The following is a 22478-nucleotide window of genomic DNA, read 5'->3' as shown; positions in this document are numbered from 1 at the left end:
CGTTGCCCCAGACTGTCCGCTCAACTGCGGAAACAGGGGGCGTGATGATCGATGTGATCGTGGTCGGCGGGGGTCCGGCCGGGCTCGCGCTGGCCGCCGAGCTGCGGCTGCACGGGGTGTGCGTGGTGGTGCTGGAGCGGGATCCGGAGCCGACCGGGCAGGTCCGTTCGCTGGGGCTGCACGCGCGCAGCATCGAGCTGCTGGACCAGCGCGGGTTGCTGGATCGGTTCCTCGCCGAGGGCCGGAAGGTGACGGCGGGCGGGTTCTTCGCGGGCATCGGCACCCGGTGGCCGGAGCGGCTGGACAGCGCGCACGGTTACGTGCTGGCGATCCCGCAGCCCCGCACCGAGCGGCTGCTGGGTGAGCGGGCGGTGGAGCTCGGCGCCGAGATCCGGCGCGGTGCCGAGCTGACCGGGCTGGCGCAGGACGCGGCGGGGGTGACCGCCGAGCTGGCGGACGGCACGCGGTTGCGCTCGCGCTTCCTGGTCGGGTGCGACGGGGGGCGCGGCTCGGTGCGGCGGCTGGCCGGGATCGGGTTCCCCGGGGAGCCCGCCCGGACCGAGACGCTGATCTGCGAGTGCGTGCTGACCGCGTCGCCGGAGGAGCTGGCCGCGAGGATGGCGGAGGTCCGCAGGACGCAGTTCCGGTTCGGCGCGATGCCGCTGGACGACGGCCTGCACCGGGTGATCGTCCCGGCGGCGGGGGTGGCCGAGGACCGCGCCGTTCCGCCGACGCTGGAGGAGGTGCGGGAGCGGCTGCGGGCGCTCGCGGGCACGGACTTCGGTGCGCACTCGCCCCGGTCGCTGTCCCGCTTCGGCGACGCGACCCGGCTCGCGGAGCACTACCGGCGGGGCCGGGTGCTGCTGGCGGGCGATGCGGCGCACGTGCATCCGCCGACGGGTGGGATGGGGCTCAACCTCGGGTTGCAGGACTCGATCAACCTGGGCTGGAAGCTCGCCGCCGAGGTCCGGGGCTGGGCGCCGGAGGGTCTGCTCGACACCTACGAGGCCGAGCGGCGCCCGGTGGCCGCCGAGGTGCTGGAGACCACGCGCGCCCAGTCCGAACTGCTCACCGACGAGCCGGGGCCCCGGGCGCTGCGGCGGCTGCTGACGGAGCTGGTCGAGTTCGAGGAGGTGAACCGGCACCTGATCGAGAAGGTGACGGCGCTGTCGGTCCGCTACGACTTCGGCCCCGGTCACGAACTGCTCGGGCGCCGGTTGCGGGACCTCCCGCTGGAGCGGGGCCGGCTCTACGAGCTGCTGCGCGAGGGCCGGGGACTGCTGCTCGACCAGACCGGCGGGTTGTCGGCCCGGGGCTGGGCGGACCGCGTCGATCACGTGGTGGACGTCAGCCCGGAGCTCGACTCCCCCGCCGTGCTGCTCCGCCCCGACGGCCACGTCGCGTGGGTGGGGGCCTCCCCGGCTGGCTTGCCGGAGGCCCTAGCCCGGTGGTTCGGCGCGGCGCGCTGAGCGTCATCCGGGCTGGCAGCGCGGGCAGTGGCAGGTGGTGCGGCCAGCGATGCTCCCCCGTCGCAGCGCGGTGCCGCAGCGGGGGCAGTGCGGGTCGGGCTCGTCCCGATGCCCGGTGAGCCAGGACGGCCACGGCGGCACCTGGGCGGCCCGCGCTGAGCGGCGCAGCACGACGTGCGCGCGCCGGCTGAGCCGGGACAGCTCCTCCCCGCTCAGCCGGTGGGTGCTCCGCGCGGGGTGGATGCGGGATTGCCAGAGCGTCTCGTCGACGGTGAGGTTCCCGAGCCCCGCGAGCACGTGCTGGTCCATCAGCGCCGCCTTCACCCCGCGCCGGGTCCGGGTGAGCCGCTCCCGGTAGTCGGCGGCGGTGGCCGCCAGCGCGTCGGGGCCGAGATCACCGAGCAGCGCGTCGAGCTCGTCCTGGTCGCGCGCCAGGTGCAGCCCGGTCAGCTTGCGCATGTCGCGGTAGCGCAGCTGCCCGTCGTCGAAGGCGAGCACGACCCGGTCGTGCCGGTGCACCTCCTCCTCGGGCGCGCACCGCAACAACCGGCCGGTCATGCCGAAGTGCAGCAGCAGCTGCGGGAACTCCTCCCCCAGCGGCACGCCCAGCCACTTGCCGTGCCGCCACGGCTCGCCGAGCCGGGCCCCGCGCAGGGCGGCGGCGAATTCGCGGGTCCGCACCCCGCGCAGCACCTGCTCGTCGTGCACGTGGACCTCGCGCACCACCCGCCCGGCCGCCTGCTGGGCGACCTGGCGGAATCCTTCGACGTCGGGCAGTTCCGGCACCTCAGCCGACTACCCGCCGCGAGCCCCGCCCACACGAGCCACGTCAGGCCGCGAGGTGGGTGGTGAACCAGGCCGCCGCGGCCGAGGCGACCTCGGGGAGGGCGCCGGGTTCCTCGAAGAGGTGGGTGGCGCCGGGGACGACGTGCAGCTCGTGCGGGGCGGTCATCTTCGCGGCGGCGCTCCGGTTCAGCTCCAGGACCTCGGGATCGGCGCCGCCGACGATCAGCAGCGCCGGTGCCCGCAGGTCGCCGAGCGGTTCCGCGCACAGGTCGGGCCGACCGCCCCGGGAGACCACGGCGGGCACCTGCTCGGGGCGGCGGACGGCGGCGCCGAGCGCGGCGGCGGCGCCGGTGCTCGCGCCGAACAGCCCGACCGGCTCGCGCCACCAGTCGAGGACGCCGAGCACGCGCACGGTGAGCAGCGGGATGTTGAACCGCAGCTCGCCGTGCGCGTCCCGGTCGCACTCCTCCTGGGTGAGCAGGTCGAGCAGCAACGTCCCGAAACCTGCTTCCCGCAGCCGCGCGGCGACCCAGCGGTTGCGCTCGCTGTGCCGCGAGGAACCGCTGCCGTGCGCGAACACGACCAGCCGCGCACCCTCCTCGGGCCGGGCCAGGTCTCCGGCCAGCGGTTCGTGCCCGTGCGCGGCGGGCAGCGCGACCGGTTCGGGGTCAGCCATCCTGCACCCGTTCGGCGTCCTCCTCGGGCTGGCCGCTGCGCGGGACCGTCGCGGAGCCTTCGGTGCTCACGGCCGAGAGGCCGGTGTCCTCGACCTCCTCGCCTTCGAGGGTGGCGCCGTGCCGGGCCGTGGGCTCGGCCCACGCCGCGGGTCCCTCGCCGGGCACGCCGTCGGCGACCTCGTCGGCGGCCCGCTCGTCCACGGTCTCGTCGAGCTCGTGCATCCGGGTCTCGGCGAGCGGCCTGCCCACCTCGTCGTTCGGGTCGGGCCGTTCCTCGGCGAGCCGCTCGTCCAGGGTCTCGCCCTCCCGCTGCTCGCGCGGCGTCGGCCGCTGGCGGGTGGTGGCGGACCAGTGCTCGGCGGGCTCGACGCCTTCCTCCAGCGGGTCCACGCCGAGTTCGTCCTCGTCGAGGTCACCGGCCGATTGCAGCTCGGCCGGGTCCTGCGGGTCGTCGGGATCCGGACCGACCTCGTCGGCGGAAGGCGTCGAGGCGTCCAGCGGGTCCGACATCGTGCGCGTCTCCGTTCGTCGGGGGCATGACCTACGCACCTCGACTACCCGCGCGGCCCGGGGTTAATCCCCTCCCGGCGAATCGGACGATCTCAGCGGGTGACCGCTCCGGTGCGTCCGCCCCGGCCCCGGGGTCGCCCCCGGAGATTTCGCGGGAAATCGCGAACGCCCGGCGCCGGAGGGGCGCGATTTCTCGAGAAATCGCGGCACGGCCCCCGGGTGCTCGGGGAGGGCGGGGTCAGCGGGAGCGGACGGTGCGCACGAAGGAGGCCCACCGGGCTCGGGGCACCACGAGCGTGCCGCCGTCCCGGTCCTTGGTGTCCCGGATCCCGACCACCTCAGGAGCCATCGCGACCTCGACGCACGCCTGGGAGCTGCTCGAATGACTCGACTTGATCCAGGAAGCGCGCGGAAGACCGTTCATGGCCTCATGCTATCGAGTTCAACACCTCGCGGATGATCTCCTCCGAGGAAACGGGATCGGCCGTCTTGTCGAGGGCTTCGTCGAAGGACAGGCTGCACTGGTGGACCCGCAGGTCCGAATCGATGAGGTTGAACGACGTCACCGATTCGACCCACGCCAACCGCCGCAGCCGGGTGCTCGGGAACGTGAGCAGGTGGAACGTCGATGATCCCATCGCTCCGTAGCTCCCGGCGGTGAACGGCATGACGCGCACCGTCAAGGTGTCCGCATGAGCGTGCACGAGGTCCAGGACGTGTTCGAGCTGCTGGGCGAGCACTCTCGGACCGCCCACTTGCTGCCGCAGCGCGCCTTCCGTCAACAGGATCACGGCGCGCAGCGGGTCCGGGCCCGTTATCCGGCGCTGCCGGACCTGCCGCGCCTCGACCCGGCGATCGATCTCCGAGCCGCGCAAGTTCGCACGATCCCCGCTGTGCACGGCGTGCGCGTACTCGCGGGTCTGGAGCAGTCCTGACATGACGCCGCTCTCGTAGCTGCGGATTTCCTCCGCGCCGTGTTCGAACCCGAAGTAGCGCAGCAGTTCGGGGGCGAAGAGGCCGCTGTACCGGGACCACCAGCCGCGACCGTCCGCGGCCTTGCGCAGCTCCACGAGCTCGGCGGATTCGGCCGCGTCGAGCAAGTACGTCTCCAGAAGGGCCGTCAGCTTGCTTTCCGCGATCTTGCGCCGACCGTGCTCGATGTTGCTCAGGTAGTTCTGCGTGACACCGATGGCTTCGGCGGCCTTGGTGCCCGTCATGCCGACCTGCTCCCGGGCCTCCTTGAGCCGCACACCCAGTTCCCAAGCCGCGACCAGGGGTGATTCCGGCGCCATCTCGCTCCTTCGGTCACTTGAGTGCGCGCCACCAGATCTAGCACACCGATCAGAACTCTTCCGAGTGATACCCGCAGAAATATTTCTAGGATAACTTCTGCCGCAGCGGCGGCCCCGCGTCTCCCCCGACCCCCGGCGGGGCCGCCGCCCCCGACCGAGCGAGAGGAGTGCGCGATGGCGTTCGGGGTGTTCCACGGGCGCGGGCCGGTGGCCTACTGGCGCCCGGTGTCCGGGGTGCGGCACGCCGTGGACCCGGGCGAGCCGCCGCACCCGGGCCAGGCTCGCACCGCGCTGTGCGGCGCGGAACTGAAGATCACCAAGGCCAGCGCGGAGGACTGGCTCGCCCCGACCTGCGCGGCGTGCTGGGAGGTCGCCCGCGCGCTGCGGGACGCGGCTCAGCGGAGCGCGCCCGCCGTGAGGCCCCGGACGAAGTAGCGCTGGAGGAGCAGGAACCCGGCCACGACGGGGAGGCTCACCGTCAGCGACGCCGCCATCACCTCGTTCCAGTGCGCGGAGGACTCCGTGGCGTACTCGCGGAGGCCGATCGCGACGGTCCGCGACCCGGCATCGGTCATGATCGAGGCGAACAGCGTCTCGCCCCACGCGGCCATGAACGCGTAGATCGCCACCGCCGCGATGCCGGGCCGGGCCGCGGGCAGCACGACCCGCAGCAGCGCGCCGAGCGGGCTCGCGCCGTCGATGAGCGCCGCCTCGTCCAGCTCGCGGGGGAGGGTGTCGAAGTAGCCGACGAGCAGCAGGATCGAGAACGGCAGCGAGAACGTCGAGTACGCGATGATCAGTCCGAACGGGCTGCCCTGCAGCAGGATTCCGGTCGCCCGCCCGATCGAGGCGTAGATCAGGTAGAGCGGCAGCAGGAACAGCACGCCCGGCAGCACCTGAGTCGTGAGCACGGCCACGCGGAACAGCTCGCGTCCCGGGAACCGGTAGCGGCTCACCGCGTAGGCGGCGAACACGGCGATCAGCACCGACAGCGCCGCCGAGCAGCTCGCGACCAGCGCGCCGTTCGCGAAGTGCGCCGCCAGGTCCGCTGTGGACCACATGCTGCCGAAGGCCTCCGGGGTCAACCGGGCGGGCAGCCAGGCGAACCCGTCCCGCACGTCCTCCAGCGGGCGCAGCGCCGTGACCCCCATGACGTACAGCGGCAGCGCGGTGAACAGCCCCAGCGCGGTGAGCCCGGCCCAGCGCAGCACCGCCAGCGGGCGCGCCTCACGTCGCACGCCCGCCCCTGCGGGTCAGGGCCAGGAACAGCGCGACCACCGCGAGCAGGAACAGCACGACCAGCACCGACATCGCCGCCCCCAGGCCGAAGTTCCAGGTCAGGAACGAGCTCTGGTACACGTGCACGGACACCACGTTCGCGGCCGCGGGCACCGACTGGTCGAACAGCACGTACGGCGTGGTGAAGTCGTTGAACGTCCACAGGAACAGCACCAGCACCAGGACGAGCGCGATCGGGCGCAGCAGCGGGAGCGTGATCAGCCGGAACCGCTGCGCGGGCCCCGCTCCGTCCACCTCGGCCGCGTCGTGGAGCTCGGCGGGGATCGCCTGCATCCCGGCCAGCAGCGCCAGGAACGCGAACGGCCACAACCGCCACACCGCCGTCACCACCAGACTCGGGAAGGCGTTGTCCCCCAGCAACCAGAACTGCTCGCCACCCCACCCGAGCCCGCCGAGCGCCGCGTTCACCGCGCCGTTGCCCCGGTCGAGCATGAACTTCCACAGCAGCACCGCCGCGTAGGCGGGCAGCGCGTAGGGCACCAGGAACAGCCCGCGCACCAGGAACCGGCCGCGGAACGGCCGTTGCAGCAGGGCCGCGCCGAGCAGTCCGAGACCGGACGACAGCGCCACCACCGTCACCGAGAACGCGACCGTCACCCCGAACGAGCGCAGCAGCTCCGCGCCCGCCGCGCCGTCGAAGTCCACCGCGAACCGGTAGTTGTCCAGGCCCGCGAACGGCGCCGAGCTCCAGTCGCGCAGGAAGAACTGGTTGAGCTCGTGCAGGCTCATCCACAACCCGCCGAGCACCGGCAGCAGGTGCACCAGCACCTCGGCGACCAGGGCCGGCACCAGCAGCAGGTAGGGCAGCGAACGCCCGGCGGGCATCCCGTGGCGGGACATCACGCGCCCCCGGCCGCGCGCATCCGCTGCTGCGCCCGCTCCAGCTCGGCCCGCACCTGCTCGCGGCCCACCCGCCCGCCCGTCGCCGCGCGGGCGAACAGATCGCGCACGGCGGCGCCGACCGTCGTCTCGAACCGGCTCTCGTTCGGGATCATCGGCAGCGGGACCGAGTGCTGGGCGAGCAGGTCGGCGAACACGGCGGCGCGTCCGGTGGTGAACTCCGGCCCGTCGTAGGCGTCGGTGACCACCGGCAAACTCCCGTAGCTGCGGTTGAGCTCGACCTGGGTGCGCCTGCTGGTGAGGAACTCGACCAGCCGCAGCGACTCCTCGCGGCGCGGGCTGTCGCGCAGCACCGCGACGTTGCTGCCGCCGACGTGGGTGCGGGCGGGGCTGCCGCCGGGCGGCAGCGGATCGGGCAGCGGCAGCGGGAACACCCCCACGTACTCGACGGGCATCCCGCTGGCCGCGATGGTCGGCAGCGCGCTGCTCTGCGCGATGAGCATGGCCGCCCGGCGCGCGGTGAACTCGGCTACGGCCGCCGGCATCGAGCTCCGCTCGGCGTCGTCCGCCCGCACCACCCCGGAGCCGCTCATCAGCCGCACGTACCGCAGCACCGCGTCCACGGCCCCCGGTGCGGTGAAGGCGGCCGCGCCGCGCTCGTCGATGAACCGGGCTCCCTGCTGCACGCCGAACAGGTACGCCAGGTGGGCGTTCTGCGCGTAGCTGGCACCGGGCAGCGTCAGGCCGGCCCGGCCGCCGGTGGTGAGCCGTTCGGCGACGGCGAGGAATTCCGGCCAGGTGCGCGGGACCCGCTCGATCCCCGCTTCCCGGAAGCGCTGCTCGTCGTAGAACACCGCGTAGGACAGCCCGTACAGCGGCACCGAGGCAGGTGGTCCGCCCGGCGCCCCCGCCGAACTCATGCTGCCGGGCAGGAACCGCTCGCGGCCGCCGAGCCGGTCCAGCAGCGGTTCGTCGAACTCCAGGAAGGCGCCGGTGGCCTGCAACGAGGCCGACCAGGTGTTGCCGAGGTCCACCAGGTCGGGACCGGTGCCGGAGGTCGCGGCGCCGAGGACGCGGTTGAGCAGGTCGTTCCACGGGATGACCTCGACCTCGACCGGGATCCCCGTCTCGGCGGTGAACCTGGCGAGCTGGGCGCGCAGCACCTCGCGGTCGCGCGCCGCGCTCGCGCCCTGGTTGCTGGCCCAGTACACCAGCCGTCCCGGTTCGCCCCCGCAGCCCGCGAGCGCGCCCGCGAGCACCAGCAGCACCAGGACCATCACCGGGCCGCGCCCCGCCACTGCCGGGCCTCCGCGCGAACGTGGGAACACCGCTGTCTCCTCGTTGCGGCCGCCCGCTCAGCTCGCCCGGGACGCGCCCCCGGTGCTCGCTCGCGGGATCAGCGCGCGGGGTGGCACGTCCAGGTCGTCGGCGGCACCGGTCTCGATCAGTTCCAGCAGCAGGTGCACCGCCGCGGCCGCGTCGTCCTCGACGTCCTGCGACAACGCCGTCACCGGCGGGGTCACCACCCGGCACAGCATGGAGTCCTGCCAGGACAGCACCGCGAGATCGTCGGGCACCCGGACTCCCAGCTCCGCGGCGCGCGCGACCGCCGCCACCGCCATGAGGTCATTGTCGTAGACGATCGCCGTCGGCGGCGGGTCCGCGGCGAGAAGTCGCCACGTCGCCAGCTCGGCACCGGACTCCGTCGCCTCGGCCTCGGCCTTGATCAGATCGGTGCCGAGCCGTTCCCGCACCCGGCCGCGCAGCAGGGCGTTGCGGCGGCGGGTGTGCTCCAGGTCGGGGCCGCACTGGACGTGCCCGATGCGCCGGTGCCCGGCCTCGGCCAGGTGCTCCACGACGGATCGGACCTCTTCTTCGGCGGCCGCGCGCAGCACCGCCGCGCCGCCGCCGCGCTCGTGCTCCCCGAGGATCACGGCGGGCAGCTCCAGCTCCCGCAGCAGCGACGGGCGCGGGTCCTCGGCGCGCAGGTCGGTGACGATCACACCGTCCACCCGGCGCTCGGCGGCCCAGCGCCGGTAGGTGTCGAGCTCGGTCTCGGCGTCCGGGGGCAGGGCCACCTGCAGCGCGAGGCCGTACTCCCCGAGCGCGGCCTCGACCCCGGCGAGCCAGTGCCCGAGCAGCGGTGCGGCGCGCAGCTCCTGCGGGGTGCGGGCCAGCACCAGGCCGATCGCGCCGGTTCGGTCGGCCGGGGTCCGCGCGGGTCCCGCCGCGTCCCAGCCGAGCTGGGCGGCGACGTCGAGGATCCGCTCCCGGGTGGCAGCCGAGACCCCGGCCCGGCCGTTGAGGGCGTAGGACACGGCCGCCTTCGACACGCCCACGCGGCGCGCGATGTCGACGATGGTGGGCCGTTTCACCGTGGGTTCCCCTCGTTGCGGTGCAGCGAGGAGCCAGCGTAGCGAAACACCCGTTCGAGCCGGTGCGCGCCGCCGGGTGCGGGGCGTTTTCGGGCACCCGCTCGGCGGGCCGGCTCGCCGGGTTCGACGGCCTTCGCGACCCGGCGCCGGAGCGGTGTCGCGTCGGCTCCCAGCGGGCGAAGCCCTTCGGACGCGACGTCACCCGAGGCGCCGCAGCAGCGGCTCGGCCACCTCGGTGAGGTCCCCGGTGGACCGGGAGTAGTCCACGCTGGAGGGCCTGCTGGACAGCAGCGCCACCGCGTAGCGGTGGTCCCGGCCGATCAGCCCGGCGCTGTGCACGGTGCGGCGGCCGCCTTCGCAGCACATCCAGCCCGCCTTCACCGCCTCCGGGCGGTCGGAGCTCTTCAGCCCGTAACCCTGGTCGAAGCCCTCGGCGGCGGTGCGCGGGGCGGAATCGAGCGGGTCCAGCACCGGCGCGCGCCGGTCGGCGGGCAGGTCCGCGACCCCCGCGAGCAATGTCACCACGTCCCGCGCCGAGGTCCGCGTCCCGCCCCAGTCGCCCGGAACGGTCGGCGGCGCGGTGGCGGTGAGCCCGAAGCGGGTGGAGATCCGGTCGATCGCCCCGGGCCCGTCGAAGCGCTCCCAGAGGCCGTTCATGGCCTCGTCGTCGCTGACCGACAGCGCGCGGCGCACCAGCTCCGCGTCCTCCTCGGACACCCGCAGCCCCTCCGCGCGGCGCGTCGCGACGTCCGAGGCGACGAACAGCTTCGCGATCGAGGCGCTGGAGAAGATCTCGTCGGCGCGCTCGCCGACGACCAGCCGCCCCGACTCGCGGTCGAGCACGGCGAGGCCGACGGTGGCACCGGGTATCCGGTCGGCGCGTCCACCGGCCTCGCGCACCCCGGCCGCGACCGCCGGATCGGGGCTCGACGGCTCCTGGTTCCCCAGGCGAGTCACCCCTCGCCGGTCCGCGTCACCCCGGACCGCACCGCTGTCGGCGGTGGCCGTGCAGGCCCCGATCAGGACCAGCAGCAGCAGGAGCAGGCAGTGCGGCGCGCGGAGGCGCCGCGCGGGAGGGAGCGCACCGCGGCGTTCAACCATGAGGAGCCCATCAGGTCAGGCCCGGTGGGGAGCCCGGGCGGTCGAACGCGCCACCCGAACGGTAACGCCGCGGTGCGCTCGATCGCAGCGCGCTCAGCCGCCCCGGCGGTTCTCCCCGATCTCTTCCTCGATCGGGTTCACCGGAGTATCCCGCTGGTGTTCGGCGAGTCCGCTGTGGACGTGCTCGCGGTTCTGCCGGGCCTTGTCCGCGTCGGACTGCCCCTCCTCGGCGGCCTTGTCCAGCGGGACCGACCGCACCACTTCGGTGAGGTTCTCGTACACGGCGGGCGGCATGGCCCGCAGCGCGTCCACAGTGCCCTGGTCGGCCCCGTTCTCGCGGGCGAAGTCGAGCAGCTGGTCCTTGTCCGCCGGGAAGTCGACGGCGGACAGCGAGGCCTTCAGGGTTTCCCTCGTCGTGCTCATTCTCGTGCGTTCCTCCTGTGCTTCATCGTGTTGTTCAAGCGGCGTAGCGCAGGACGGCGCCGATGCCCTCGGCGAGTTCGACCTTCTCCGGGTCGACCAGCACCAGGTCCGCGTCGCTGCCCGCGGCGGACCAGACGACGGCGGCGCTGGCCGGCGCTTCCCCCGGCTGCGAGACGCCCATGTCGGTGAGCTCGCCGCGCTCCAGCGCGACCTGGTTCGGCACCGGGCCGACGTGCAGCCAGGACACCGACTCCGGGCCGGCCCAGAGCACGGTCTCGACCTGCCCGCGTTGCAGCGCGTCGACGACCGGCCGCCAGCCCTCCACGGCGCGCTCCTGCCTGCCACGCTGCTGCTCGAACTCGTGCACCACCTCGTCGACGCGGGCGTTCACCGCGGATTCCACGGTGTCGCCCACCTCGCGGCGCAGGCTCTCGCCCGACGAGGTGCCGTCCGGGTGTCCCGCCTCGGTCTGCACGGTGCGTTCCCGCACCCCGCCCGGCAGGTTCTCGTGCACGAGCCCGCGCTGCTGCGGGTCACCGGCGAGCACCACGAGTTCGGCGCCGATCCGCATCGCCTGCTTGGCGATCTCCTCGGCGGCCTCCTTCGCGTTGTGCCGCCACTGCTCCTCCACGGCGTTCTGGGCGCGCATCTCGTTGAGCTCGCCCGCCCCGCCCCGCGCCTTGTGCACCGGGTGGTCCCCGCCGTGCACCTTGCGGGTGCGGGGCTCGGCCCCGGCGGCGACGATCGTCAGCTCGGCGTCGACGTGGTCGACCAGCGCGACCACGTGCGGGATGCGGGAGGCCCGCAGCCGCAGGTAGGGCAGCAGGTTCGGCAGGGTTCCGAAGTGCACCTGCTCGCCGTCGGCGGCCTCCCTGGGCGGTTGCGGCAGCTCCTCCCCGAAGATCACCTCACCGGCGGTGGCGACGAGCACCTGGCCGCGCTGGCCGATCCGGTGCTCGTGGCGGTCCACGCTCTCGTCCAGCGCGCGCAGCGTCGACTCGTCCGCGCCCGCGTCCGCCAGCCGCTCGCGGGCGGCGCGCCAGCGCAGCTGCAGGGCCTTGCCCGCGTCCTCCGCGTCGGCCGAGGTGTCCAGGTACACCGTCGCGAACGGGCCCTGGTACCCGTAGACGTCCTGCAGGAACCCGAGTTTCATCGGCTCACTCCTCCGCTCCGGCGATCACGCGCTGCGCGCCTGCGCGCGGTGCTTGCCCTCCGCGATCTCCTCGACGACCTTCGCGCAGAACGACGGCAGGTCGCCCGGGTTGCGGCTGGTGACCAGGCCCGCGTCCACGACGACCTCCTCGTCGACCCACTCGGCGCCCGCGTTGCGCAGGTCCGTGCTCACGCTCGGGTAGGAGGTGAGCCTGCGGCCGCGCACCACGTCGGCCTCGACCAGCAGCCACGGCGCGTGGCAGATCGCGGCCACCGGCTTCTGCTGGGCGAAGAACTCGCCGACGAACCGGACCGCGTTCGGGATCTGACGCAGCGCGTCCGGGTTGGCCACGCCGCCCGGGAGCACGAGCCCGTCGTAGTCGTCGGGCGCCACCTCGGTGACGACCTTGTCCACGGTGAACACGTCGGCCTTCTCCAAGCCGTCCCTGCCCTGCACCGATCCGGGGTTGATCGAGACCAGTTCGGGGCTGCCGCCCGCCTGCTCGACGGCCTTCCACGGCTCGGTCAGTTCAACCTGCTCGATGCCGTCCGGGGCCACCAGGAAGGCGACCTTGGCTCCGTTCAGGTTCGCGCTCATCACTGCACTCCTCACGAAGGGTTCGCGACGGGGTACGGCACCTCGCCGCTCAGCCGTCCCCTACCCGGCGCGGCGGAACGGCAAACAGAGCGTGGTCCCCCGGAGGGCTCGCTGGTGGGCTTAGGGTGGCCGGGCCGACCACGATCAAGGAGCGGGACCATGCGCGCAGGCGACACCGTCGAGGACTTCGCACTGTCAGACCAGCACGGCACCGAGCGCAAGCTCTCCGAGCTGCTCGGAAACGGCGCGGTGGTGCTGTTCTTCTACCCGGCGGCGATGACCTCGGGGTGCACGGCGGAGAGCTGCCACTTCCGCGACCTGTCCGCGGAGTTCGCCGAACTCGGGGCGCAGCCGGTCGGCATCAGCACCGACACCGTCGCCAAGCAGGCCGCGTTCGCGCAGGCCAACTCCTTCAGCTACCCGCTGCTGTCCGACCGGGAAGGCGTGGTGGCGCGGCAGTTCGGCGTGAAGCGGCGCTTCGGGCCGCTGCCGGTGAAGCGGCACACCTTCGTGATCGGCGCGGACCGCGCGGTGCTGGAGGTGGTGCGCAGCGAGTTCAACATGGCCTCGCACGCGGACACCGCCCTCGCCTTCCTCCGGGAGCGCCGCGGCCGCTGATCAGCGGTGCTCACCCGGCGCGCGGGGCGCCGTCCGCCCCCGCGCGCCGGGTGGTCCGGAGGCGGGCGGTCAGGCGGGCGGGTCGTCGCAGGACGGGTTGAGCAGCTTCTGGATCTCGGGGCTGTCCAGGTTCTCGCGGGTGACGACCGCGGAGCCGGTGTTGGTGTTCGGGCGTTCCCGCCGCTCGCCCCGGATCTCGGTGATCGCCGCGTCCACCGAGGCGAAGCCCATCTTGAACGGGTTCTGCGCGATCAGGCCGGTGATCACCCCGTCCCGCAGGGAGTCGATCTGGCCCTCCGAGGTGTCCCAGCCGATGATCTTGATCTGCCCCTGCTTGCCCGCCTGGCGCACCGCCTCCGCCGCGCCGAGCACGCTGGGCTCGTTGCCCGCGTAGATCCCGTCCAGGCCCGGGTTCGCGGTGAGGATGTCCTGGGTGACCTGCAGGGCGGTGTTGTAGTCGCTGTTGGAGGACTGCCGCGCCACCAGCCGCAGCCCGGGGTTGTTCGCCAGCCCGCGCTCGAAGCCCTCGGCCCGCGTCTCGTTCGTGCTGGTGCCGGGCAGGAACTCGATGAACGCCACCTCCCCGCGCCCGCCGAGCTGCTCGGCGAGCAGCTCGGTGCCCTGCTCGGCGGCGGCCACGTTGTCGGTGGCGTAGACCGGGACCTCCGGCGGCTGCGGAGTGGTGCCGGAGTCCATGTTCACGACCGTCGTGCCCTGCTCGCGGGCGGTGCGGGTGACCTCGGCGAGCGCCTTCGCGTCGGTGGCGGCGAACACCAGGCCCTGCACGCCCTGGGCGAGCGAGTCCTGCAGCAGGCTCTGCTGCCCGCTCACGTCGTCCTCCGAGGTGACGCCGTCCCAGTGCACGCTGACGTTGGGGTGCTTGGTGGCAGCGCACTCGGCTCCCACCCGCACCTGCTCCCAGAAGTCGAAGCCGATCGCCTTCGGGATGACCGCCAGCCGCACCGCGCCGCCCTCCTGCGCGGCGGCGCCGGTGGGCCTGCGGATCTCCAGGGAGCAGGCCGAGGAGGACAGCAGCACCGCCAGGCACAGCAGGGGCAGGACCTTCTTCATCGCGGCGAACCTCCCCGTCCCGCTCAACCCGCGTCCCCGGCGAGCTTGCGGCGCTGGTAGAAGTCCCACCACACCGCCAGCCAGATGATCACGCCGATGAGCACGTTCTGGTAGAAGGTGCCGATGTTGAGCTGGACGGCACCGTTGCGGATCACCGCGACCAGGAAGGCGCCGATCAGCGAGCCGAGGACCGTGCCCCGGCCGCCGAACAGGCTCGCCCCGCCGATCACCACGGCCGCGATCACGTCCAGCTCCAGGCCCTCGCCGAAGTTCGGCTGGCCGGAGTTGATGCGCGAGGCCGCGATCATGCCGCCCAACCCGGCGAGGCTGCCCGCGACCACGTACACCCAGGTGGTGTGCTTGCGCACCGGCACGCCCGAGAGCCGCGCCGCCTCCATGTTGGACCCCATCACGTAGGCGTAGCGGCCCAGCCGCGTCCGCGTCAGCACCAGGTGGCCGGCCACGGCCACCAGCACGATCAGCAGCACCGGAACCGGGATCGGCCCCAGCACCCCCTGGCCCAGCAGGCGGAACGACTCCGGCGCCCCGAACACGGCGACCGCGCCGGTGGCGATGAGCACCAGGCCGCGCGCGACGCTGAGCATCCCGAGCGTCGCGATGAACGGCGGCAGCCCGACCGTCGACACCAGCAGCCCGTTGACCAGGCCCGCCGCCGCGCCGACGAGGACGCCGCCGACGATCCCCAGCAGCGGGTGGAAACCGAAGTCGGCCATGAGCATCACGCCCAGCACCCCGGACAGCGCCGCCACCGAGCCGACCGACAGGTCGATGCCGCCCGTGATGATCACCAGCGTGACGCCCACGGCCATCACCGCGTTCACCGAGGTCTGCGAGCCCAGGTTGAACAGGTTGTCGGCCGTCAGGAACGACGGCGCGACGATGGACAGCACCACGAACACCAGGATCAGCGCCCCGGCCGCGGCGACCTGCGAGACCGCCCCGGACAGCCGGTCGGCCAGCCCGCCCAGCGGACCCGCCTGGTTCGCGGTCGACTTCGTCGCGGTGGCCACGCCGCCTTCCGGCTCGGTTCCGCCCTGGTCCGGCTGCTCGCTCACTGGCCCTCCTTCGCTCCGGTCGCGAGCGCGACGACGCGTTCCTCCGAGAACTCCGCGCGCTCGACCTCACCCGTGATCCGGCCCTCGCGCAGCACGAGGATCCGGTCGCACATGTTCAGCAGTTCGGGCAGGTAGCTGGAGATCAGCACGATCGCCTTGCCCTCGGCGGCCAGCGCGTCGAGCTGGCTGAACATCTCCGACTTCGCCGCCACGTCCATGCCGCGGCCGGGCTCGTCGAAGAACAGCACCTCCGCCTCGGTCTGCAACCAGCGCGCCAGCACCACCTTCTGCTGGTTGCCGCCCGAGAGGGCCTGCACCGGCCTGCCGACCCGGGGGACCCGGATCCGCAGCCGGTCCCGCTCCCGCTCGGCGATGCGCCGCTCCGCGCCGAGGTCGATCAGGCCGCGCGCCATCGGCAGCTTCGCCAGCGTGATGTTCTTGTCCACCCCCAGCTGCAGGGCGAGTCCGTCGGCCTTGCGGCTCTCGGTGAGGTAGCCGATCCCGGCGGCGATGGCGTCCGCCGGTCCGCGGATCTTCAACCGGGCGCCGTCCAGCGAGACTGTCCCCGAATCGGGTGATTCCGCGCCGAAGACGGCGCGGGCCAGCTCGGTGCGGCCCGCTCCGACCAGCCCCGCCATGCCGAGGATCTCCCCGGCCCGCACCTCGAAGCTCGCGTCGCGCACCGCCTCGCCCCGGCTGAGGCCGCGCACGCTCAGCCGCACCGGGCCCGGCTCGGCGTAGGTGCGCGGGTACAGGTTCTCCACGTCGCGCCCGACCATCAGCGCGACCAGCCGCGACTCGTCGAGCTCGGTGACCGGGCGGGTCGCGACCACCGCCCCGTCGCGCAGCACCGTCACCCGGTCGCCGATCTCGAAGATCTCGTCCAGGCGGTGCGAGATGTAGAGGACGCCGATGCCCTGCGCGGTGAGTTCGCGGACGATGCCGAACAGCTCCGCGGTCTCCCGCTCGGTGAGGGTGGCGGTCGGCTCGTCCAGGATGAGCACCTTCGCTTCGACCGCGAGCGCCTTCGCCAGCTCGACCCGCTGCTGCTGCGCGGTGGACAGCCGTCCCACGCGCTTGCCGGGGTCGATCCGCAGGCCCACCTTCTCCAGCAGGCCGCGCGCGGCGCGGCGCTCGGCGGCGCGCGAGATGAAGCCGCCGCTGCCGGGTTCGTGGCCGATGAACAGGTTCTCGGCCACCGACAGATCGGGGGCCAGGGCGAACTCCTGGTGCACCATCGAGATGCCGAGCCGCCGCGCCGAGGCGGGGCCCTGGTAGCTCACCCGGTGGCCGTCGATCTCGATGCTCCCGGAACTCGGGGGTTCCACCTGGGCGACCAGCTTCATCAGGGTCGACTTGCCCGCGCCGTTCTCCCCGGCCAGCACGTGCACCTCACCGGCCCGCACGTCCAGATCCACATCGGACACCGCGACGACTCCGGGGAACCGCTTGCTCACCCGGGACAGCCGCACCACCGATCGTTGCCGCACCGGATCCGCATCATCCGGATCCGATTGCAAGGATTGCGACACGCCGCCTCCCTCGATCCGCATCGACCGCCCGCCGCAACGGTGCGCCGGAGCATACTCACAACATCACGAGCCCGGAAAGATCCACAGCGAAGCCGAGTAACCGATTACCGATCGTCGCACGCGAACGGCGGCTCCGACATCCGCGAACGCCGCAATCGGGGTCCTCCGTAAGCTCGATGGGGCCATCGCAGCCATCCGAAGGGGGATTTCGACGTGCAGCCGCTGCTGGCCAGCGAACCAAACCGAGTCGGGGGCTACCGGCTGCTCGCCAGGATCGGCGGCGGCGCGATGGGAGCTGTTTACCTCGCGCGGTCTCGGGGTGGTCGCGGTGTCGCGATCAAGGTGGTGCGGCCCGAGCTCGCCGACGACGGCGAGTTCCGGGAACGCTTCCGCCGCGAGGTCGAGATGGCCCGTTCCGTCGGCGGCTTCTGGACCGCCACCGTCATCGACGCCGACACCGAGACCGCGCAACCCTGGCTGGCGACCGAGTACGTGCCCGGCCCCACGCTGCACCGCGCGGTCGCCGACCACGGCCCGCTGCCGGAGCAGACCGTGCGGACCCTCGCCGCCGGGCTCGCCGAGGCGCTCGGCGCGATCCACCGCGCCGGGCTGGTGCACCGCGACCTCAAGCCCGGCAACGTGCTGCTCGGGCCGGACGGGCCGCGCGTCATCGACTTCGGCATCTCGCGGGCGATGACCAGCAGCGCGCTCACCGCGACCGGGATCTTCCTCGGCACCCCCGGCTTCTTCTCGCCGGAGCAGACCGTCGGCAGCGACGTCGGACCGCCCAGCGACGTGTTCTCCCTCGGAGCGGTGCTCATGTTCGCCGCGACCGGCGCCGGCCCGTTCGGCAACGAGAACACGGCAGCGATGCTCTACCGGGTCGTGCACAACGAACCCGACCTGAGCTCGCTGCCGCCGGGGTTGCGACCGCTCATCGGGAGCTGCCTGGCCAAGGAGCCCGCGCGTCGACCCACCCCGGGCGGGCTGCTGGACCAGATCGGCGAGTCCTCCCCGCAGAACGACAGCTGGTTGCCCGCCGAGATCACCGCGGTGATCACCGAGCACACCGCGCAGCTGCAACGGGCCTCCGAGGCGGCCCTCGAACGCGGCCCGGACTCGGCGTCCCCCGGCACCGCGGCCCGGCAGGCGCGGCCCGCCCGCGGTGGCGCGGACTGGTCGGCGGCCCCGGCCGCCCCCGCGAAACCGATCATCCCGGCGAGGCCGAAACCGACCGCGCAGCAGCCGAACCAGCCGACCGCCGCGCCCGCCCGCATCGCCCCTTCCCGCCCGACTCCCCCGGTGGAGCGGGTCCGCGGCGACGGGCCCGGCCCGGAGTTCGCCACCGGCGGACGGGTCGGCGCGCTGATGTCGGCGCTGGTGCTGTTCGGGCTGATCTACCTGGCGATGCAGGTCGGCAGGTACGGCAGCTGGGATCCGGACCTGTGGGCGCTGGCCCAGTTCGGCATGGTGCTGCTGGCGATCAGCGGAGCGCTGTCCCTGGGCAAGGCCGTGCTGCCGAGCCTGCGGCTCAAGGTCAGCGGCGAGGGCCTGCGGGTCTCCCGCGCCGGGGCCGCGCGGGAGATCCCGTGGAGCCAGATCAGCCGCGTGGCACTCGTCGGCACCGGCAAGCGCCAGTCGGTCGCCGTGTGGGCGCGGCCGGGCTCCCCGGCGCAGGGCTGGCGGATCTGGAACCCGACGCGCCCGTACCACGGCGGCGTGCGGCTGTTCCCGATCGGCGCCGCCGGCGGGCCGATCGCCCGCCGACAGGAGGGGCGCCGGGTGCGCCAGGCCCTCGAGCAGTACGGCCGGGGCACCTTCGACAACCGGATGGCCTGACGGCTCCTCGCCCGCCCGGACACCTGGCCGCGTGCCGCGCACCCCGCGCGGCCACCGGGTGAGCGCTGCCCCGGCGGCCCGGGTGGTCCGTCAGACGACGAGGACGCAGGCGGGCGCGGGGGTGCGCACCGGATCACCGGACGGCGTCAGGGAGCCGTCGCCCGCCACCGCGAAGGCCTGGATCTCGCCGCTGAGCTCCCCCGCCACGTGCAGCACGTCACCGCTCGGCGAGAGCGCGATGTGCCGCGGCCCGCGCACCCCGGCCGGCACGACGCCCAGCGGTTCGAAGTCCCTCCCCGAGAACACCGCGATGCTGTCGTGCCCCCGGTTGGAGGCCAGCACGAGCCGCCCGTCCGGAGTCACCACGACCTCCGCGGCCAGGCTCCGCCCCTCGAACCCCGCGGGCAGCAGCGAGCGCGTCCGGCCCGGGCGCGGCTCGCCCCCCTCCGGGTCGAAGGCGAACTCGGTGATCGTCGAGGTCAGCTCCCCCACCAGGTAGCCGCGGTCGCCGTCCGGGTGGAACGCGAGGTGCCGGGGCCCGGTCCCGGGTTCCCAGGAGATCTCGTGCTTGAGCGCCATGTGCCCGGAGTCGGCGTCGAAGGCGTACGAGTACACGGTGTCGGTGCCCAGGTCGGTGGCCAGCGCGAAGCGACCGTCCGGGGAGGGCACGATCTGGTGCGCGTGCGGGCCCTCCTGGCGGTCCTTGTCCGGCCCCTGACCGCTGTGCTCGACGGCGTGGCAGGCCTCGCGCAGCACCCCGCCTTCCCCGATCGGGTGCACCACGACGTTGCCGGAGAGGTAGTTCGCGGTGAGCAGGAAGCGCCCGGAGGGGTGCACGCTGAGGTGGCACGGCCCGGAGCCGTGGGTGGGCTGCGAGTTGATCTCCGCGAGGGTGCCGTCCGGGTTCACCGCGTAGGCCACCACCCGGCCGCGGGCGATCTCGTTCACCGCGAACAGCGTCCCGCCGTCCGGGGACAGCGCCAGGAACGACGGGTCGTAGGTGTGGGCGACGGTGTCGGCGCAGCGCAGCCGGCCGGTGGCGTCGGCGAACGCCAGCCGGATCCCGTCCGCCGCCGAGTCCGGGCCGGTGTAGGCCCCGACGTACACCCGGTACTGCGCGAACTCCGGCATGTGGCGACCTCCACCCGACGTTGGGGACTGCTGCGCGCGCTGCGGGAGCGGCGCGAGCGCCGCGTTCCGCCCCGCCGCACCCGGGGAGGGAGCACGCCGCACACGCTGCGTCATCGACAGTACACGCGGTGTTCATCTGAACCGAGCCCCGACAGTAGTGGCCCCGGACCCGGCTGGACAGACCCGGACGGGCGAGTCCGGGCGAAACGTTTCGCGATGGAACCCGATCGCGCAACGAAACACCGCGCTGAGCAACATCCGACGGCTGAAACGAACGCCCGGGGCGGAATAACCTGAACGGCATGACCTCCGCTCCCCTCTCCTCACCGGCCGCGCCCGAGGCCTCCCGCGCGCCCGAGTTCCTGCGCCTCGCCGAGGAGCACAGCGCGCACAACTACCACCCGCTGCCGGTCGTCATCGCCGAGGCGGAGGGCTCCTGGATGACCGACGTGGACGGTCGCCGCTACCTCGACTTCCTCGCCGGGTACTCGGCGCTGAACTTCGGGCACCGGCATCCGGCGCTGATCGCCGCCGCCACCGAGCAGCTGCACCGGGTGACCCTCACCAGCCGCGCGTTCCAGCACGACCGGTTCGGCCCGTTCTGCGCCGAGCTCGCCGCGCTCACCGGGACCGAGCAGGTGCTGCCGATGAACTCCGGCGCCGAGGCGGTCGAGTCCGCGATCAAGCTGGCCCGGAAGTGGGCCTACCAGGTCAAGGGCGTGCCCACCGACCAGGCGGAGATCGTCGTCGCGGGCTCCAACTTCCACGGCCGCACCACCACGATCGTGTCCTTCTCCACCGACTCCACCGCGCGCGCCGGGTTCGGCCCGTTCACCCCCGGTTTCGCGATCACCCCCTACGGCGACGCGGCGGCCGTCGAGGCGGCGATCACCGAGCGCACGGCAGCGGTGCTGGTCGAACCGGTGCAGGGCGAGGCCGGGGTGGTGGTCCCGCCCGCGGGCTACCTGCGCAGGCTGCGGGAGCTCTGCGACGAGCGCGGGGTGCTGCTCGTCGCCGACGAGATCCAGTCCGGGCTGGCCCGCACCGGCGACCTGCTCGCGCTCGACCACGAGGGGGTGCGAGCCGACCTCTACACGCTCGGCAAGGCTCTCGGCGGCGGCGTCCTGCCGGTCTCGGCGGTGGTCGGCGGGAGGGACGTGCTCGGGGTGCTGCGGCCCGGCGAGCACGGTTCGACCTTCGGCGGCAACCCGCTGGCCTGCGCGGTCGGGCTGGCGGTGGTGCGGCTGCTGGCCACCGGGGAGTTCCAGCGCCGCTCCCGCGAGCTCGGCGCGCACCTGCACGCGCGCCTCGGCGAGCTCGTGGGCCGGGGCGTGTCGGAGGTGCGCGGCCGCGGCCTGTGGGCGGGGGTGGAGCTCACCCCCGGCGGCCCCACCGGCCGCGAGATCAGCGAGCGGCTCGCCGCCCGCGGCGTGCTCTGCAAGGAGACCCAGGACTCCACGCTGCGCCTGGCGCCCCCGCTGACCATCAGCCGCGACGAGCTCGACCGCGGCCTCGACACCATCGCCGACGTGCTGACCGGGAGCTAGGACTTCACGACGTCCCGGGCCAGCGCGGTGAGGCGGCTCAGCGCCCGCAGGTACTTCTTGCGGTAGCCGCCGCGCAGCATCTCCTCGGTGAACAGCGCCGAGAGCGGTTCGCCGGACACCCGCACCGGGACGGCCCGGTCGTAGAGGCGGTCGGCGAAGGCCACCAGCCGCAGGCCCACGTTCTGGTTCGGGGCGGCGTGCAGTCCGCGCAGGTGCACGGCCGCGACGTCGTCCAGCAGCCGTCCGTACTTCGACGGGTGGACCTGGGCCAGGTGCTCGCACAGCGCGTCGAAGTCGTCCAGCGTCGCCCCCGGGCGGGACTCCGCCTCGGCGATGAGCTCGGCGTCCTCGGCGGGCTCCGGCGGATCGGGAAGCCCCCGGTGCCGGTAGTCGGGGCCGTCCACGCGCAGCACCTCGAACCGCTCCGACATCGCGTGGATCTCGCGCAGGAAGTCGACCGCGGCGAACCGGCCCTCGCCGAGCTTGCCGGGGAGCGTGTTGGAGGTGGCGGCGACGTGCACGCCCGCGTCGGTGAGCTTCGCGATCAGCTGGGTGACCAGCATCGTGTCGCCTGGGTCGTCGAGCTCGAACTCGTCGATCGCCAGCAGCCGGTGCTCGGAGAGCCGGCGCACCGTCTCGGCGAAGCCGAGGGCGCCCACCAGGTTCGTGATCTCCACGAAGGTGCCGTAGGACTTCGGCCCGGGCACCGCGTGCCACAGCGAAGCCAGCAGGTGCGTCTTGCCGACGCCGAACCCGCCGTCCAGGTAGAGCCCCTGCTTGCCCTCGGCCGCGCGGGACCCGCCGAACAGGGAGCGCAGCCAGCCCCCGCCGCCGCGCTCCGCCCCGGCCCGCGCGGCGAAGGCCCGGCAGGCCTCCACGGCGGCGGCCTGGCTCGGCTCGTCGGGGTTCGGCACGTAGGTCTCGAACCGCGCGGCGTCGAAGCGCGGCGGCGGCGCCAGCGCGTCGACCAGGTCGGCCGGGCTCAGCTCGGGGCGGCGGTCGATCAGGCGCGCGGCGGTCATGGGCCGACTCTATAACCGGCGAACCGCCCCGAGCCGGTGGCGGTGCTCACCCCTGTCCCCGCCCGCGCGGGCGGGGCGTGCTGGGATGGACGGGTGGACAGGCTGTGGCCCCCAGACGAA

The 22478-nt window shown here is 73.6% G+C and carries 23 protein-coding genes; 5 read left to right on the top strand and 18 right to left on the bottom strand.

Annotation, left to right across the window (positions count from 1 at the left end):
- Positions 1 to 44 precede the first annotated feature (44 nt).
- Entirely contained in the window at positions 45 to 1469 is a 1425-nt protein-coding gene (gene rox, locus ACL03H_RS08915) for a rifampin monooxygenase (protein WP_412810664.1), read from the top strand.
- Positions 1470 to 1472: 3 nt separating this feature from the next.
- On the opposite strand, the gene ACL03H_RS08910 is transcribed toward rox, so the two are convergent.
- From ACL03H_RS08910 to ACL03H_RS08890, 5 genes are all read right to left on the bottom strand, one after another.
- Entirely contained in the window at positions 1473 to 2255 is a 783-nt protein-coding gene (locus tag ACL03H_RS08910; protein WP_412810644.1) for an Fpg/Nei family DNA glycosylase, read from the bottom strand.
- 43 nt (positions 2256 to 2298) lie between these two features.
- On the bottom strand, positions 2299 to 2931 hold the full coding sequence (locus tag ACL03H_RS08905) for a dienelactone hydrolase family protein (protein WP_412810643.1): 633 nt from the start codon (positions 2929 to 2931) through the stop codon (positions 2299 to 2301).
- On the bottom strand, positions 2924 to 3442 hold the full coding sequence (locus ACL03H_RS08900) for a hypothetical protein (RefSeq protein WP_412810642.1): 519 nt from the start codon (positions 3440 to 3442) through the stop codon (positions 2924 to 2926). The genes ACL03H_RS08905 and ACL03H_RS08900 overlap by 8 nt, the downstream gene beginning before the upstream one ends.
- Before the next feature lie 238 nt (positions 3443 to 3680).
- Positions 3681 to 3866 (bottom strand): DUF397 domain-containing protein, encoded by a 186-nt coding sequence (locus ACL03H_RS08895; protein ID WP_412810641.1) that lies wholly within the window; start codon positions 3864 to 3866, stop codon positions 3681 to 3683.
- 4 nt (positions 3867 to 3870) lie between these two features.
- On the bottom strand, positions 3871 to 4734 hold the full coding sequence (locus ACL03H_RS08890) for a helix-turn-helix domain-containing protein (protein ID WP_412810640.1): 864 nt from the start codon (positions 4732 to 4734) through the stop codon (positions 3871 to 3873).
- Positions 4735 to 4908: 174 nt separating this feature from the next.
- Between ACL03H_RS08890 and ACL03H_RS08885 the strand changes: the two genes are divergently transcribed.
- Complete coding sequence (locus tag ACL03H_RS08885) at positions 4909 to 5169, top strand: zinc finger protein (protein ID WP_412810639.1); 261 nt, start codon at positions 4909 to 4911, stop codon at positions 5167 to 5169.
- Here ACL03H_RS08885 and ACL03H_RS08880 read toward each other — a convergent pair.
- The 8 genes from ACL03H_RS08880 to ACL03H_RS08845 all read right to left on the bottom strand — a co-directional run bounded on the left by ACL03H_RS08880 (position 5130) and on the right by ACL03H_RS08845 (position 12522).
- A complete protein-coding gene (locus tag ACL03H_RS08880) occupies positions 5130 to 5972 on the bottom strand; it encodes a carbohydrate ABC transporter permease (RefSeq protein WP_412810638.1) in 843 nt (280 codons plus the stop codon). The genes ACL03H_RS08885 and ACL03H_RS08880 overlap by 40 nt on opposite strands.
- Entirely contained in the window at positions 5962 to 6873 is a 912-nt protein-coding gene (locus ACL03H_RS08875; protein ID WP_412810637.1) for a carbohydrate ABC transporter permease, read from the bottom strand. The genes ACL03H_RS08880 and ACL03H_RS08875 overlap by 11 nt, the downstream gene beginning before the upstream one ends.
- Positions 6873 to 8201 (bottom strand): extracellular solute-binding protein, encoded by a 1329-nt coding sequence (locus ACL03H_RS08870; RefSeq protein ID WP_412810636.1) that lies wholly within the window; start codon positions 8199 to 8201, stop codon positions 6873 to 6875. Before ACL03H_RS08870 ends, ACL03H_RS08875 begins: the two co-directional genes overlap by 1 nt.
- Before the next feature lie 27 nt (positions 8202 to 8228).
- On the bottom strand, positions 8229 to 9248 hold the full coding sequence (locus ACL03H_RS08865) for a LacI family DNA-binding transcriptional regulator (RefSeq protein WP_412810635.1): 1020 nt from the start codon (positions 9246 to 9248) through the stop codon (positions 8229 to 8231).
- A 198-nt stretch (positions 9249 to 9446) separates the two neighbouring features.
- Positions 9447 to 10349, bottom strand: coding sequence for a serine hydrolase (locus ACL03H_RS08860; RefSeq protein WP_412810634.1), 903 nt, complete (start codon positions 10347 to 10349; stop codon positions 9447 to 9449).
- Between the two features lie 93 nt (positions 10350 to 10442).
- Positions 10443 to 10772 (bottom strand): DUF2795 domain-containing protein, encoded by a 330-nt coding sequence (locus ACL03H_RS08855; RefSeq protein ID WP_412810633.1) that lies wholly within the window; start codon positions 10770 to 10772, stop codon positions 10443 to 10445.
- Between the two features lie 34 nt (positions 10773 to 10806).
- Positions 10807 to 11925 (bottom strand): baeRF2 domain-containing protein, encoded by a 1119-nt coding sequence (locus tag ACL03H_RS08850; RefSeq protein ID WP_412810632.1) that lies wholly within the window; start codon positions 11923 to 11925, stop codon positions 10807 to 10809.
- A gap of 24 nt (positions 11926 to 11949) precedes the next feature.
- Positions 11950 to 12522 (bottom strand): type 1 glutamine amidotransferase domain-containing protein, encoded by a 573-nt coding sequence (locus ACL03H_RS08845; protein ID WP_412810631.1) that lies wholly within the window; start codon positions 12520 to 12522, stop codon positions 11950 to 11952.
- A 159-nt stretch (positions 12523 to 12681) separates the two neighbouring features.
- On the opposite strand from ACL03H_RS08845, the gene ACL03H_RS08840 reads away from it, so the two are divergent.
- Positions 12682 to 13140, top strand: a complete 459-nt coding sequence (locus tag ACL03H_RS08840) for a peroxiredoxin (RefSeq protein WP_412810630.1) — start codon at positions 12682 to 12684, stop codon at positions 13138 to 13140.
- Positions 13141 to 13209: 69 nt separating this feature from the next.
- Here the strand turns inward: ACL03H_RS08840 and ACL03H_RS08835 are convergent, their stop codons facing one another.
- The 3 genes from ACL03H_RS08835 to ACL03H_RS08825 are packed head-to-tail and all read right to left on the bottom strand — an operon-like array spanning position 13210 to position 16777.
- Positions 13210 to 14211, bottom strand: a complete 1002-nt coding sequence (locus ACL03H_RS08835) for a substrate-binding domain-containing protein (RefSeq protein WP_412810629.1) — start codon at positions 14209 to 14211, stop codon at positions 13210 to 13212.
- Between the two features lie 23 nt (positions 14212 to 14234).
- Positions 14235 to 15287 (bottom strand): ABC transporter permease, encoded by a 1053-nt coding sequence (locus ACL03H_RS08830; protein ID WP_412810628.1) that lies wholly within the window; start codon positions 15285 to 15287, stop codon positions 14235 to 14237.
- Entirely contained in the window at positions 15284 to 16777 is a 1494-nt protein-coding gene (locus tag ACL03H_RS08825) for a sugar ABC transporter ATP-binding protein (RefSeq protein WP_412810627.1), read from the bottom strand. Before ACL03H_RS08825 ends, ACL03H_RS08830 begins: the two co-directional genes overlap by 4 nt.
- A 255-nt stretch (positions 16778 to 17032) precedes the next feature.
- On the opposite strand from ACL03H_RS08825, the gene ACL03H_RS08820 reads away from it, so the two are divergent.
- Positions 17033 to 18658: a serine/threonine-protein kinase gene (locus ACL03H_RS08820; protein ID WP_412810626.1), complete on the top strand. Its 1626-nt coding sequence runs from the start codon at positions 17033 to 17035 to the stop codon at positions 18656 to 18658.
- Positions 18659 to 18748: 90 nt separating this feature from the next.
- On the opposite strand, the gene ACL03H_RS08815 is transcribed toward ACL03H_RS08820, so the two are convergent.
- Positions 18749 to 19789 carry a lactonase family protein gene (locus ACL03H_RS08815; protein ID WP_412810625.1) on the bottom strand — a complete coding sequence of 347 codons (1041 nt, stop codon included), beginning with the start codon at positions 19787 to 19789 and terminating at the stop codon, positions 18749 to 18751.
- A 302-nt stretch (positions 19790 to 20091) separates the two neighbouring features.
- On the opposite strand from ACL03H_RS08815, the gene rocD reads away from it, so the two are divergent.
- Positions 20092 to 21336 (top strand): ornithine--oxo-acid transaminase, encoded by a 1245-nt coding sequence (rocD, locus tag ACL03H_RS08810; protein WP_412810624.1) that lies wholly within the window; start codon positions 20092 to 20094, stop codon positions 21334 to 21336.
- On the opposite strand, the gene zapE is transcribed toward rocD, so the two are convergent.
- A complete protein-coding gene (zapE, locus tag ACL03H_RS08805) occupies positions 21333 to 22358 on the bottom strand; it encodes a cell division protein ZapE (RefSeq protein ID WP_412810623.1) in 1026 nt (341 codons plus the stop codon). The two genes, rocD and zapE, sit on opposite strands and share 4 nt — an antisense overlap.
- Between the last annotated feature and the right edge of the window lie 120 nt (positions 22359 to 22478).

Origin of the sequence: Saccharopolyspora antibiotica, assembly GCF_047200635.1 — a bacterium.
Taxonomy (GTDB): domain Bacteria; phylum Actinomycetota; class Actinomycetes; order Mycobacteriales; family Pseudonocardiaceae; genus Saccharopolyspora_C.
This window is presented reverse-complemented; position numbering and strand designations above follow the sequence as displayed.

Bases quoted from the DNA above. Each gene is read 5' to 3' on its own strand.
- rox (WP_412810664.1), top strand. From the start codon at position 45: ATGATCGATGTGATCGTGGTCGGCGGGGGTCCGGCCGGGCTCGCGCTG.
- ACL03H_RS08905 (WP_412810643.1), bottom strand. From the start codon at position 2,931: ATGGCTGACCCCGAACCGGTCGCGCTGCCCGCCGCGCACGGGCACGAA.
- ACL03H_RS08900 (WP_412810642.1), bottom strand. From the start codon at position 3,442: ATGTCGGACCCGCTGGACGCCTCGACGCCTTCCGCCGACGAGGTCGGT.
- ACL03H_RS08895 (WP_412810641.1), bottom strand. From the start codon at position 3,866: ATGAACGGTCTTCCGCGCGCTTCCTGGATCAAGTCGAGTCATTCGAGC.
- ACL03H_RS08890 (WP_412810640.1), bottom strand. From the start codon at position 4,734: ATGGCGCCGGAATCACCCCTGGTCGCGGCTTGGGAACTGGGTGTGCGG.
- ACL03H_RS08885 (WP_412810639.1), top strand. From the start codon at position 4,909: ATGGCGTTCGGGGTGTTCCACGGGCGCGGGCCGGTGGCCTACTGGCGC.
- ACL03H_RS08875 (WP_412810637.1), bottom strand. From the start codon at position 6,873: ATGTCCCGCCACGGGATGCCCGCCGGGCGTTCGCTGCCCTACCTGCTG.
- ACL03H_RS08860 (WP_412810634.1), bottom strand. From the start codon at position 10,349: ATGGTTGAACGCCGCGGTGCGCTCCCTCCCGCGCGGCGCCTCCGCGCG.
- ACL03H_RS08855 (WP_412810633.1), bottom strand. From the start codon at position 10,772: ATGAGCACGACGAGGGAAACCCTGAAGGCCTCGCTGTCCGCCGTCGAC.
- ACL03H_RS08850 (WP_412810632.1), bottom strand. From the start codon at position 11,925: ATGAAACTCGGGTTCCTGCAGGACGTCTACGGGTACCAGGGCCCGTTC.
- ACL03H_RS08845 (WP_412810631.1), bottom strand. From the start codon at position 12,522: ATGAGCGCGAACCTGAACGGAGCCAAGGTCGCCTTCCTGGTGGCCCCG.
- ACL03H_RS08840 (WP_412810630.1), top strand. From the start codon at position 12,682: ATGCGCGCAGGCGACACCGTCGAGGACTTCGCACTGTCAGACCAGCAC.
- ACL03H_RS08835 (WP_412810629.1), bottom strand. From the start codon at position 14,211: ATGAAGAAGGTCCTGCCCCTGCTGTGCCTGGCGGTGCTGCTGTCCTCC.
- ACL03H_RS08815 (WP_412810625.1), bottom strand. From the start codon at position 19,789: ATGCCGGAGTTCGCGCAGTACCGGGTGTACGTCGGGGCCTACACCGGC.
- rocD (WP_412810624.1), top strand. From the start codon at position 20,092: ATGACCTCCGCTCCCCTCTCCTCACCGGCCGCGCCCGAGGCCTCCCGC.
- zapE (WP_412810623.1), bottom strand. From the start codon at position 22,358: ATGACCGCCGCGCGCCTGATCGACCGCCGCCCCGAGCTGAGCCCGGCC.